Origin of the sequence: Streptomyces sp. ICN903, from assembly GCF_022015835.1 — a bacterium.
GTDB lineage: Bacteria > Actinomycetota > Actinomycetes > Streptomycetales > Streptomycetaceae > Streptomyces > Streptomyces fenghuangensis.
Genome location: NZ_JAKMAY010000178.1, coordinates 1 through 12,340, shown reverse-complemented (window position 1 = coordinate 12,340; position 12,340 = coordinate 1). Strand labels below are relative to the sequence as shown.

Below are 12,340 nucleotides of genomic sequence, written 5' to 3'. Positions count from 1 at the left end.
CGCCTCGCCCGCCCCCGTGCGGAGGCCCTCCGGGGAACGCGCCGCCGGCGCCGCCTCGTCCTGTCCGCGGGTGCCGCCCTCCTCGTCTGCCAGTCGGCATATCTGGTCGCCGCCACCGTCTCGCCCACCGTGACGGACCGGACACTGGGCGGCGTGCCCGTCACGGCGGGCACGGCCGCCGGGTTCGCGCAGTTCGCCGCCTTCTGCCTGCTGGCCTGCGCGTACGCCCGGCACACGCGACCGCGTCGCGGCGGGTGCGGGGAGACCGCGGGGGAATGCCGGTGCTCCTGTGGAGCGGTCTGAGCGGTGGGCCCGGCGCTGCACGGGGCCGGGCGGGGCGCGACCCGCTGACCGGCCCGCCCAGGCCCCGGCGCGCAGAGGTCAGAGCGGGGTCACGTCAACGGCCGTCACGCGGGGCTGTACGGAGGGAGCGGCACCGCAGCTCGCGGCCACGGGCGGGACGTCGGTGTCCTCGGTGACCGTGACGCTCCAGGAGCGGCCGTCGGTGTGGGTCACCGTGACGCTCCACCGCGGAGCGTCGCCCGTTGTGGAGGTGACCGCCAGGGCGTCGGCGCCCGCCTCGCCCGTCAGCTCGCGCACCGCCAGATCGGCGGCCTGGCCCGGCCGCTCCCAGGCGGACCGGCCACGGCACCCGTCGGTGACGATCCGGCCGTGCCGCAGCTCGTCCAGCACACCCTTGACGGCGTGGCCCCCCAGCCTGGCGTACGCGTAGCCGTAGGGCAGGACCAGCAGGGTGGGAGCGAAGCGGTGGCCGCCGATGTGGGTGGTCTCCCACACCTCGCAGGTGTCGGAGGCCGCCAGCTCCGCGGCCAGCGGGCGGCCCAGGACGGCGCAGCAGCGGTCACGCCTGCCGTTGGTGCACACCAGAGCCAGGGGATCCCCGCCGTACGGTTCCCACAGTCCGCCGTGGTCGCCGGCGCCGAACGAGGCCATGGCGGCCGCGTCGAGGCCGCCCAGCTCGTCCGTGCCGGTGAGCTGGGCGGTACGCACCCAGGACCGGCCGGGCACGGTGTGGGCGAGGTAGACGCGGCGGAGGGCGGACCCGTGGCGGTCCGGGCGGCGGCCGGGGCGGCGGATCAGCGCGACCCGTACACCGGTGCCGGCGGCGGCACGCTCCAGCGCGCGGCCGAGCACCGGGTCGAGGCGGCTGTCGGTGAGGGCCTTCGCCCCCCATGGGCCGGGCTGCTCGACCAGCAGCCATGTCCGGGCGGTCGCGGCGGTGGCGGCCGGCGGTTCGGCCAGCGCCCGGGAGGCGGTCGAACAGGTACTCACACAGGGGAGCCTAACCGCTCCCGCCCGGGGACTCCCGCCGGCGGAACCGGCGGAACCGGCGGGCCCGGGCGGATCCCGGCAGGTCCCCGCAGGTCCGGGGCAGGCCTCCGGGCGCGCGGGCGCCGGCGGGGAGGAGGGAGGCGGTCGGCTACCATCGGCAGCCGTTCAGGTACGGCTGCCACCCGCACGATGGAGGCGCGAGCTTGGTCAGGAAGCGGATCCCGGTCGTCGTGCTCGCCGGCTTCCTCGGTTCGGGGAAGACCACCGTCCTCAACCACCTCCTCGCCCACAGCGGCGGCACCCGCATCGGCGTGGTCGTCAACGACTTCGGCAGCATCGAGATCGACGCCATGTCGGTGGCCGGACAGGTCGACTCGATGATCTCCCTGGGCAACGGCTGCCTGTGCTGCGCCGTCGACACCAGCGACCTGGACACCATGCTGGAACGCCTCGCGCGCCCTTCGGCCCGCATCGACGTCATCGTGGTGGAGGCCAGCGGCCTGGCGGAGCCGGAGACCCTGATCCGCATGATCCTCTCCAGCGACGAGGAGAACATCGTCTACGGCGGGCTGGTGGAGGTCGTCGACGCCGCGGAGTTCGAGGCCACCCGGGCCAGGCACCCGGAGCTCGAACGGCATGTGGCGATGGCCGATCTGGTGGTGCTCAACAAGGCGGACCGGGCCGGGGAGGAGGAGCTGTCCGCCCTGGCCGGCCGGCTGCGCGGGATCGGCCGGGGCGTACCCGTCGTCCCCGTCTCCCACGGGCGCGTCGACCCGGAGCTGCTCTTCGACCCGCGTCCCCGCGACGACGGCGCACAGGGCATGCGGCAGCTCTCCTTCGAGGACGTGTGGGCCGAGATCCGCGAGAGCGGGCACGGGTGCGGCGACGGATACGACGGACACGACACGCACCTCCACGCCGCCTACCAGAGCGTGGAGTTCACCACCGGAGAGCCGGTGGACCCGCGCCGGCTGATGGAGTTCCTGGACGGCAGACCCGACGGCCTGTACCGGATCAAGGGCTTCGTCAACTTCGGTGTGCCCGGCCACCGGGAGAAGTACGGGCTGCACGCGGTCGGCCGCTTTCTGCGCTTCAACCCCGGCCCGTGGGAGAACGGCGAGCCGCGCCTGACACAACTCGTGCTGATCGGCTCCGGCATCGACGCCGCCGCGGTGCGCGAGGAGCTGGCCTCCTGCACGGCCACCGGCTCACCGCGGGAGGCGAGCCCCGACAGCATGTGGGGCGTCCTGCGCTACGTACGGCCCTGAGCGCACCGCTTCACGGAACGCCCCGGCGGTGCGGCGGCCGGCCCGTACCACGGGACCGGGCCGCCGCACCGGGGTGTCACACCGGCCCGGCGACCACCGAGACCGGCTTGGCCAGCGGGGTGCCCGAGCCGTCGCGGCGCGGATCCGGCTCCGGCAGGTCCACCGGCGAGCCCTTGGCGTCCGCCGCGCGGGCGGGAGCGGCGCCGGCCCAGGCGAAGGTCAGACGGTCCTCGCCCTTGAGGAAGCGCTGGCAGCGCACTCCGCCCGTGGCCCGGCCCTTGCGGGGGTACTGGTCGAACGGCGTCAGCTTGGCCGTCCCGAACTCGTCGGCCAGCGTGCCGCTCGATCCCGCGACCGTGAAGACCACCGCGTCGGCGGCCGGGTCGACGGCGGTGAAGGAGATCACCTTCGCCCCCTGGCCCAGCTTGACGCCCGCCACGCCGCCGGCCGGGCGTCCCTGCGGCCTGACCTGCCCGGCGGGGAAGCGCAGCAACTGCGCCTCGTCGGTGACGAAGACCAGGTCCTCCTCGCCGGTGCGCAGCTCCACCGCGCCGACGATCCGGTCGCCCTCCTTGAGGGAGATGACCTCCAACTCGCCCTTGTTGGAGGGATAGTCGGGCACCACCCGTTTGACCACGCCCTGCTCGGTGCCCAGCGCCAGACCCGGCGAGGACTCGTCCAGGGTGGTGAGGCACACCAGCTCCTCGCCGTCCTTCAGGGACAGGAACTCCGTGAACCGGGCGCCGCCCGCCAGGTTCGGCGCGGAGTTCTCCGGAAGCTGCGGCAGGTCGATGACCGAGATCCGCAGCAGGCGTCCCGCGGAGGTCACCGCCCCCACCTCACCCCGGGCCGTCGCCGGGACGGCCGAGACGACCACGTCGTGCTTGCGCCGCTTGGCGGAGGAGTCGAAGGCCGGCTCGCCGCCCGCGGTGCGGGCCAGCAGCCCGGTGGAGGACAGCAGCACCCGGCACGGGTCGTCCGCCACCTGGAGCGGAACGGCCGCCGCCGGAACGTCCGCCGAGGACAGCAGCTCGGTGCGGCGCGGGGTGCCGTACTTCCTGGCGACCGCGGAGAGCTCCGAGGAGACCAGCTTGCGCAGTTCCGCGTCGGACTCCAGGATGCGGGTCAGCTCCTCGATCTCGGCGTTCAGCCGGTCGCGCTCGGACTCCAGCTCGATGCGGTCGAACTTCGTCAGCCTGCGCAGCGGGGTGTCGAGGATGTACTGCGTCTGCACCTCGGACAGGCCGAACCGCTCGATCAGCGACTCCTTGGCCTGCGCGGCGTTCTCGCTGGAGCGGATGATCCGGATGACCTCGTCGATGTCGACCAGCGCCACCAGCAGGCCCTCGACCAGGTGCAGCCGGTCGCGCCGCTTGCCGCGCCGGAACTCGCTGCGCCGCCGCACCACGGTGAAGCGGTGGTCGACGTAGACCTCCAGCAGCTCCTTCAGGCCCAGGGTCAGCGGCTGGCCGTCGACCAGGGCCACGTTGTTGATGCCGAAGGACTCCTCCATCGGCGTCAGCTTGTAGAGCTGCTCCAGCACGGCCTCGGGGTTGAAGCCGTTCTTGATCTCGATGACCAGGCGCAGCCCGTGCTCACGGTCGGTGAGGTCCTTGACGTCGGCGATGCCCTGGATCTTCTTGCCGTTGACCAGGTCCTTGATCTTGGAGATGACCTTCTCGGGGCCGACGTTGAAGGGCAGTTCGGTGACGACCAGGCCCTTGCGGCGCGCGGTGACGTTCTCCACCGAGACCGTGGCGCGGATCTTGAAGGTGCCGCGCCCCTTGGCGTAGGCGTCCCTGATGCCCTCCAGCCCGACGATCCGGCCGCCGGTGGGCAGGTCCGGGCCCGGCACGAAACGCATCAGCGTCTCCAGGTCCGCGCCGGGGTGCTTGATCAGGTGCCGGGCGGCGGCGATCACCTCGCCCAGGTTGTGCGGGGGCATGTTGGTGGCCATGCCGACCGCGATGCCGGAGGCACCGTTGACCAGCAGGTTCGGATAGGCCGAGGGCAGTACGGACGGCTCGGACTCGCTGCCGTCGTAGTTGGGCGCGAAGTCGACGGTGTCCTCGTCGATCGACTCGACCATCAGCCCGGCCGCCGGGGCGGAGCGGCACTCGGTGTACCGCATGGCGGCGGGCGGGTCGTCGTTGCCCAGCGAGCCGAAGTTGCCGTGCCCGTCCACCAGCGGCAGCCGCATGGAGAAGGGCTGGGCCAGGCGTACCAGCGCGTCGTAGATGGCGCTGTCGCCGTGCGGGTGGAGCTTGCCCATCACCTCGCCGACGACGCGGGCGCACTTGACGTAGCCGCGCTCGGGCCGCAGCCCCATCTCGTGCATCTGGTAGAGGATCCGCCGGTGGACCGGCTTGAGCCCGTCGCGTGCGTCGGGCAGGGCGCGCGAGTAGATGACCGAGTAGGCGTACTCCAGGAAGGAGCCCTGCATCTCGTCGACGACGTCGATGTCGAGGACGCGCTCCTCGAACTCTCCCCCGGGTGGCGGGGTCTTCGTGCTGCGGCGGGCCATCGCGGCTGCGACTCCTTCTTGCGTACTGCGGACTGTGTGTCCCCGTGCCGGGGCATGGGACGGACGGGCACCATTGTGGACCTCGGCACCGACACTCCGGCCCCCGCCCCGAACCGTACGGGAACTTCGCGCTTTGTCCGGCCGCTTGCATACAGTGACCACACACGCGTTGTGAGAACGCGGTCCGCGATCGCGATCGAAGGGACTCCCTGCCCATGGCTCACACGGCCTCCCCTCCGCCCACCGCCGGCGGCCTGACGGCGACCGAGCACCGGCTGGCCAACGGCCTGCGCGTGGTGCTCTCCGAGGACCACCAGACGCCGGTCGCCGCGGTCTGCCTCTGGTACGACGTCGGATCACGCCACGAGGTGGCCGGGCGCACGGGTCTGGCCCACCTCTTCGAGCACCTGATGTTCCAGGGATCGGCCCAGGTGAAGGGGAACGGTCACTTCGAGCTGGTGCAGGGGGCGGGCGGCTCGCTCAACGGCACCACCAGCTTCGAGCGCACCAACTACTTCGAGACGATGCCCGCCCACCAGCTGGAGCTGGCGCTGTGGCTGGAGGCCGACCGCATGGGGTCGCTGCTGGCCGCCCTGGACGAGGAGTCCATGGAGAACCAGCGCGACGTGGTGAAGAACGAGCGCCGTCAGCGGTACGACAACGTGCCCTACGGCACGGCGTTCGAGAGGCTGACGGCGATGGTCTACCCCGAGGGCCACCCGTACCACCACACCCCGATCGGCTCCATGGCCGACCTGGACGCCGCCTCCCTGGAGGACGCGCGGGACTTCTTCCGCACCTACTACGCGCCGAACAACGCCGTGCTGGCGGTCGTCGGCGACATCGACCCGGAGCGCACGCTCGCCTGGGCCGAGAAGTACTTCGGCTCCATCCCCTCCCACGAGGGCAAGCGGCCGCCGCGGGACGGCTCCCTGCCGGACGTCATCGGCGAGGAGGTCAAGCAGGTCCTCCACGAGGAGGTGCCCTCCCGGGCGATGATGGCCGCCTACCGGCTGCCGCACGACGGCACCCGTGAGGCGGACGCCGCCGACCTGGCGCTGACGGTGCTCGGCGGCGGCGAGTCCTCCCGTCTGCAGACCCGTCTGGTCCGCCGCGACCGCACCGCCGTCACCGCCGGTTTCGGCATGCTGCGGTTGGCGGGGGCGCCCTCGATGGGGTGGCTGGACGTGAAGGCCTCCGGCGACGCCGAGATCGCCGACATCGAGCGGGCGGTCGACGAGGAGCTGGCCCGCTTCGCGCAGGAGGGGCCGACCCCGGCCGAGATGGAGCGCGCCCAGGCCCTGCTGGAGCGCGAGTGGCTGGACCGGCTGGCCACAGTCGGCGGCCGCGCCGACGAGCTGTGCCGCTACGCGGTGCTGTTCGGCGACCCCCAGCTCGCCCTGACCGCGGTGGAGCGCGTGCTCCAGGTCACCGCCGACGAGGTGCGCGAGGTGGCCGCGGCCCGGCTGCGCTCCGACAACCGCGCGGTGCTGGTCTACGAGCCCACCCGGACGACCGCCCCCGACACCGCGGCCGACGTCTCCGAGGGCGCCACCGTCTCCGAGACCGGCACCGCCGCCGACACCCACGACCAGGAGGCCGCTCAGTGAGCGACGCCACGGCCCAGAACGGAATGTCGATGGAGTTCCACCCCCAGCCCCGCGGCGGCGAGCCCAGGCCGTGGGCGTTCCCCGCCCCCGAGCGCGGTGAGCTGCCCAACGGGCTGACCGTGCTGCGCTGCCACCGCCCCGGCCAGAAGGTCGTGGCCGTCGAGGTCAACCTCGTCGCGCCGCTGGAGGCCGAGCCCCGCGACCGGGAGGGTGTGGCCGGGATCATGGCCCGGGCGCTGAGCGAGGGCACCGACCGGCACAGCGCCGAGGAGTTCGCCGCCGAGCTGGAGCGGTGCGGCGCCACCCTGGACGCGCACGCCGACCACCCCGGCGTACGGGTCTCCCTGGAGGTCCCGGCCTCCCGGCTGACCAGGGCGCTGGGCCTGCTCGCCGACGCGCTGCGCGCCCCCGCCTTCCCCGAGGGCGAGGTCGAGCGGCTGGTGCGCAACCGCCTGGACGAGATCCCGCACGAGCTGGCCAATCCCGCCCGCCGGGCGGCCATCGCGCTGTCGAAGGAGCTGTTCCCGGCCGACTCCCGGCTCTCGCGCCCCCGCCAGGGAGCCGAGGAGACCATCAGGAACATCGACGCCGAGGCGGTGCGCGCCTTCTACACGGAGCATGTGCGGCCCTCGACGGCCACGGCCGTGGTGGTGGGCGACTTCACCGGGGTGGACCTGGACAAGGCGCTGGCCGAGACCCTGGGCGACTGGAAGGGCGCGGCCGCCGGGCCCCGCCCGGTCCCGCCGATCACGGCGGACGACACCGGCCGGGTGATCGTCGTGGACCGGCCCGGAGCGGTGCAGACCCAGCTGCTCATCGGCAGGATCGGCCCCGACCGGCACGACCGGGTCTGGCCCGCCCAGGTGCTGGGCACGTACTGCCTGGGCGGCACGCTCACCTCCCGCCTGGACCGGGTGCTGCGCGAGGAGAAGGGCTACACCTACGGCGTACGGGCCTTCGCCCAGGTGCTGCGTTCCTCGCCCGAGGGCACCGGCGCCTCGATGCTGGCGATCAACGGCTCGGTGGCCACCGATGTGACGGGTCCCGCTCTGGAGGACCTGTGGGGCGTGCTGCGCACCCTGGCGCAGGAGGGTCTCACCGACGCCGAGCGCGACACGGCCGTGCAGAACCTGGTGGGGGTGGCCCCGCTGCGTTACGAGACGGCGGCGGCCGTCGCCGGCACCCTCGCCGACCAGGTGGAACAGCACCTCCCCGACGACTACCAGGCGAAGCTGTACGCCCGCCTCGCCGAGACCGGCACGGTGGAGGCGACGGCGGCGGCCGTGGCCGCCTTCCCCGCGGACCGTCTGGTGACGGTGCTGGTGGGAGACGCGTCACAGATCGCCGACACGGTGCGCGACCTGGGCATCGGAGAGGTGACGGTCGTCACGGACCAGTGATCCCCGGCCGCCTCGCGGCGGCCGCGCAGCGTAAGGCCCTTGGTGGGATGCCACACCAAGGGCCTTACATATGTCCGGTTTTGGGCCGTTCCAGTGGGTGGCTCATGTGGCATGGCCTACAAAAGCCGCTTTTTGCTTGCTCGCTCAAATTTGTCCGTTTAGCGTCGATCTCGCTGGCCGTCAGAAGTGACCGCGACCGCGGCCGACGGCAGTGATCGCCGAGTCCCCCGAGCGGGGGAGCCGGGGACCCACCCTCCCGCCCTTCACACGCGGGAGCGGTCCTCTTCCGAGGCACCTGGGGTGAATCGGGCCGTGCGCCCGTAGGAGACCTTCCTGCTCCGAACCCGACAGCTAACCCGGTAGGCGAGAAGGAAGGAAAGGAGCACGCCACCCATGGCGTTCACCCGTGCCACCGCGCAGCTCGCCGAGAAGCTGACCGGAAAGCTCACCGGGCTCACCGAGAGCCTCACCGAGAAGCACCACCTCTCCAGCCGCTCCGTGCGCACCCGCGTGGGCCTGGCCGGAGCCGCCGCCCTGACCGTCACCGGCGTGGTCGGCGCGGCCGCCACTCCCGCGATCGCCGCTCCGGACGGGGGCTCGGGGACCTACGCGCTGGGCTTCGTCCAGGCCATGGCCGTCGGTGACACGATCGCCGACGACGTCAGGGCCCAGGCCCAGGCCCAGCAGCGCGTCGCCGACGCCGCCGAGGAGAAGGCCGAGAAGGCCGAGGAGGCCGAGGAGGCCGAGAAGGCCGCCGCCGAGCGCGAGGCCGCCGAGAAGCGTGAGGCCGCCGAGAAGCGCGAGGCCGAGAAGGCCGCCGCCGAGAAGCGCGAGGCCGCCGAGGCCAAGCGCGCGAACGAGCGCGCCGACCGCTCCGCCGAGCGCCGTTCGGCCACCGGCTACGTCGACCCGGTCGCGGGCGTGGACACCACCACCACCTACAAGCAGGCCGGCGCCTCATGGTCCTCCGGCAAGCACAGCGGCATCGACTTCCCCGCCAACACCGGCACCCCGGTGCGGTCCGTCGGCCCGGGCACCGTGGTGACGGTCGGCTGGGGCGGCGCGTACGGCAACCAGGTCGTCATCCGCCACGACGACGGCAAGTACACCCAGTACGCCCACCTGTCCGCCACCAAGGTCTCGGCGGGCCAGAAGGTCGACGGCGGCCAGCACATCGGCGCGGTCGGCTCCACGGGCAACAGCACCGGCCCGCACCTGCACTTCGAGGCCCGCAACGGCGCCTACTACGGCTCGGACTTCAACCCGATCACCTACCTGGCGGGCAAGGGCGTCGACGTCTGACGGACCCCGCCCGCAGGGCACCGGGCAGCCGCGCCCGTCACGCACCGGCATCCGCCGCGCGACCGAGAGGTCGCGCGGCGGATGTTTTCACGCCTGTTTTCCGGCTGGCATCGGAAAACGCGTTCCGGTGGAATACAGTTCGACTCTGCGGTACTTCGGGGAACATGGAGACGGCGGCGGAGGTCGGCCCATGCGCATTTCCGCGCACATGGTGTGCAGCGCGGTCCGTGACGACATCGTCTCCGGTTTTTTCCCGCCCGGATCCCGGCTCACCGAGGAACTCCTCGCCAGACGCTACGGCGTCTCGCGCGTCCCGGTGCGCGAGGCGTTGCGGACCCTGGAGTCGGAGGGTTTCGTCGTCTCCCGCCGCCACGCGGGCGCCTGCGTCGCCCGGCCCACCGAGCAAGAGGCCGCCGACCTGCTCGACATCCGCGCCCTGCTGGAGCCGCTGGGCACCGCGCGGGCCGCCCGGCGCCGCACCGAGGCGCAGCTGAGGGTCCTGCGCGGACTGGTCCGCCTGGGGCTGCAGCGGGCGGAGAGCGGCCGGTTGTCCGACCTGAGGGCGTTGGAGGACTGGTACCACGAGACGATGGCCCGCGCGTCGGGCAGCCCCAGCCTGGCCTCGCTGCTCACCCAGCTGCGCCGCAAGATCACCTGGGTGTACGCCGCGGAACCGCCGCTGCGCGCGGTCGCCGTGTGGCGTGAGCACGGAGCCATCGTGGACGCCGTCGCACGCGGCGACGCGGAACGGGCGCGCGTCCTGGCCAGCGAGCACGTGGAACGCTCCGTCGCGGTGCGTCGCGAGCAGCGCCCGGTGGCCGCGCGACGGCCGCCGGAAAAGCCCGGTGAGGAGAGCGAAACACGCCGTAAACACACCGTGTGACAATTCGTAACAGGAATTGTGTACACAGGACGGGAATACGCGGGGAATGCGCGCCGGGAAAGTTCCGGGTGCGGAAAAGGCTGCGGGGCCGCTCGCCCCGCAGCCTTTGCCGGTGATTTTCCGCAGGTGGTGTCCGTCGCGTTTCGTTCCGGGCCCGTGTCCAGCGCCGTACGCGGGCCCGGAACGCGCGGCTCAGACGGCTCCGGGCAGCTCGTCCAGCCCCTCGGAGACCAGCTTCGCCAGCCGGTCCAGGGCGGTGTCGGCGTCCTCGGCCGCGGAGGCCAGCACGATCTCCTGGCCGCCCTCCACCCCCAGGCCCAGCACCGAGAGCATCGAGGCGGCGTTGACCGGTTCGCCGTCCGGCCTGGCCACGGTGACGGGGACGCCGGAGGCGGTCGCGGCGCGGACGAAGACCGCGGCGGGGCGGGCGTGAAGGCCCTCGGGCCAGCCGACGGTGACACGGCGCTCTGCCATGGTGTTGCCCTTCGAATCGAAACGGATCGGAGCGGATCGAACCGGAACAGGCCGGGCAGGGCCGGACCGGACAGGGGCCGACCGGTGTGCGGGGCCGACCGGGAACGGGCCGCGTGCCCAGGGTCCAGCCCAGCTTCGCACAGGCGGGTCCCCCGGAACGGGAGCCGACACCTCCGCGATCCGGGCCGCGGTGACTAGGCTGACCCCCATGCGGACGCCGAGCGAGCCTGCCTACCCCGCCCACTGGGAAGCCGACGTGGTACTGCGCGACGGAGGCACGGCCCGGGTCCGCCCCATCACGCCCGACGACGCCGAGCGCCTGGTCAGCTTCTACGAGCAGGTCTCCGACCAGTCGAAGTACTACCGTTTCTTCGCCCCCTACCCCCGGCTCTCCGACCGCGACGTACGCCGCTTCACCCACCACGACTACGTCGACCGGGTCGGCCTGGCCGCCATCGTCGGCGACGAGTTCATCGCCACCGTGCGCTACGACCGCATAGACGCCACCGGCCGCCCCGCCTCCCTGCCCGCCGACGAGGCCGAGGTCGCCTTCCTCGTCCGCGACGACCACCAGGGCCGCGGGGTCGGCTCCGCCCTGCTGGAGCACATCGCCGCCTGCGCCCGCGAGCGCGGGGTGCGCCGCTTCGTCGCCGAGGTCCTGCCCGCCAACACCAAGATGGTCAAGGTCTTCACGGACGCCGGCTACTCCCAGAAGCGCAGCTTCGAGGACGGTGCGGTCCACCTCACCTTCGGCATCACACCGACCGAGCAGTCCCTGGCGGTCATGCGGGCCCGCGAGCAGCGCGCCGAGGCCCGGTCCGTGCAGCGGCTGCTGTCCCCCGGCGCGGTCGCCGTCATCGGCGCCAGCCGCAACCCGGGCGGAGCCGGGCGCACCGTTCTGGAGAGCCTGCGCACGGCCGGTTTCACCGGCCGCGTCCACGCCGTCAACCGCGCGCTGGAGGCGGGACGCACCGAGATCGACTCGGTGCCCGCCCACCGCTCGGTGCGCGACATCCCCGGGCCCGTCGACCTCGCCGTCGTCGCCGTTCCCGCCCGGGAGGTGCCCGGAGTGGTCGACGAGTGCGGGGAGCGGGGCGTGCAGGGACTGGTCGTCCTCTCCGCCGACTTCGGCCGCGACGCACAGCGCGAGCTGGTGCGGCAGGCCCGCTCGTACGGGATGCGCATCATCGGACCCAACGCCTTCGGGCTGATCAACACCGCCCCGGACGTCCGGCTCAACGCCACCCTGTCGCCCGAGACGCCCGAGCGCGGCCGCATCGGGCTGTTCACCCAGTCCGGGGCCATCGGCATCGCCGTGCTCGCGGGACTCCACCGCCGCGGCCGGGGGGCCGGCGGCATCTCCACCTTCGTCTCGGCCGGCAACCGCGCCGACGTCTCCGGCAACGACGTGCTCCAGTACTGGGACGACGACCCCGACACCGACGTCGTCCTGATGTACCTGGAGTCCTTCGGCAACCCCAGGAAGTTCAACCGCCTGGCCCGGCGCACCGCCGCCCGCAAGCCGATCGTCGTGGTCAAGGGCGCCCGCCACAACGCCAGCGCCCCGCCCCCCGGCCACGCCGTCC

10 protein-coding genes and 1 riboswitch are annotated in these 12,340 nt (G+C 72.9%); of the genes, 7 read left to right on the top strand and 3 right to left on the bottom strand.

What is annotated here, in order from left to right:
- Nucleotides 1–303 (top strand): DUF485 domain-containing protein (locus L7D48_RS18325; protein ID WP_237880540.1); only part of this gene is annotated, 303 nt, incomplete at its 5' end.
- Nucleotides 304–381: 78 nt separating this feature from the next.
- On the opposite strand, the gene L7D48_RS18320 is transcribed toward L7D48_RS18325, so the two are convergent.
- Complete coding sequence (locus L7D48_RS18320) at nt 382–1,293, bottom strand: sucrase ferredoxin (protein WP_237880539.1); 912 nt, start codon at nt 1,291–1,293, stop codon at nt 382–384.
- Between the two features lie 203 nt (nt 1,294–1,496).
- Between L7D48_RS18320 and L7D48_RS18315 the strand changes: the two genes are divergently transcribed.
- Nucleotides 1,497–2,561, top strand: coding sequence for a GTP-binding protein (locus L7D48_RS18315; RefSeq protein ID WP_237880538.1), 1,065 nt, complete (start codon nt 1,497–1,499; stop codon nt 2,559–2,561).
- A 76-nt stretch (nt 2,562–2,637) separates the two neighbouring features.
- Here L7D48_RS18315 and L7D48_RS18310 read toward each other — a convergent pair whose 3' ends face one another.
- A complete protein-coding gene (locus L7D48_RS18310; RefSeq protein ID WP_237880537.1) occupies nt 2,638–5,085 on the bottom strand; it encodes a DNA topoisomerase (ATP-hydrolyzing) subunit A in 2,448 nt (815 codons plus the stop codon).
- Nucleotides 5,086–5,300: 215 nt separating this feature from the next.
- Here L7D48_RS18310 and L7D48_RS18305 point away from each other — a divergent pair, with 215 nt between their 5' ends.
- The 4 genes from L7D48_RS18305 to L7D48_RS18290 all read left to right on the top strand — a co-directional run bounded on the left by L7D48_RS18305 (nt 5,301) and on the right by L7D48_RS18290 (nt 10,280).
- On the top strand, nt 5,301–6,695 hold the full coding sequence (locus tag L7D48_RS18305) for a pitrilysin family protein (RefSeq protein ID WP_237880536.1): 1,395 nt from the start codon (nt 5,301–5,303) through the stop codon (nt 6,693–6,695).
- Nucleotides 6,696–6,718: 23 nt separating this feature from the next.
- On the top strand, nt 6,719–8,095 hold the full coding sequence (locus L7D48_RS18300; RefSeq protein ID WP_237880541.1) for a pitrilysin family protein: 1,377 nt from the start codon (nt 6,719–6,721) through the stop codon (nt 8,093–8,095).
- Nucleotides 8,096–8,301: 206 nt separating this feature from the next.
- A riboswitch (cyclic di-AMP (ydaO/yuaA leader) is annotated at nt 8,302–8,475 on the top strand.
- A gap of 13 nt (nt 8,476–8,488) precedes the next feature.
- On the top strand, nt 8,489–9,397 hold the full coding sequence (locus tag L7D48_RS18295) for a M23 family metallopeptidase (protein WP_237880535.1): 909 nt from the start codon (nt 8,489–8,491) through the stop codon (nt 9,395–9,397).
- Nucleotides 9,398–9,587: 190 nt separating this feature from the next.
- Nucleotides 9,588–10,280, top strand: coding sequence for a GntR family transcriptional regulator (locus L7D48_RS18290; RefSeq protein ID WP_237880534.1), 693 nt, complete (start codon nt 9,588–9,590; stop codon nt 10,278–10,280).
- Between the two features lie 192 nt (nt 10,281–10,472).
- On the opposite strand, the gene L7D48_RS18285 is transcribed toward L7D48_RS18290, so the two are convergent.
- Nucleotides 10,473–10,754, bottom strand: coding sequence for an HPr family phosphocarrier protein (locus L7D48_RS18285; protein WP_237880533.1), 282 nt, complete (start codon nt 10,752–10,754; stop codon nt 10,473–10,475).
- 208 nt (nt 10,755–10,962) lie between these two features.
- On the opposite strand from L7D48_RS18285, the gene L7D48_RS18280 reads away from it, so the two are divergent.
- On the top strand, nt 10,963–12,340 hold a 1,378-nt coding region (locus L7D48_RS18280; protein ID WP_237880532.1), incomplete at its 3' end, for a GNAT family N-acetyltransferase.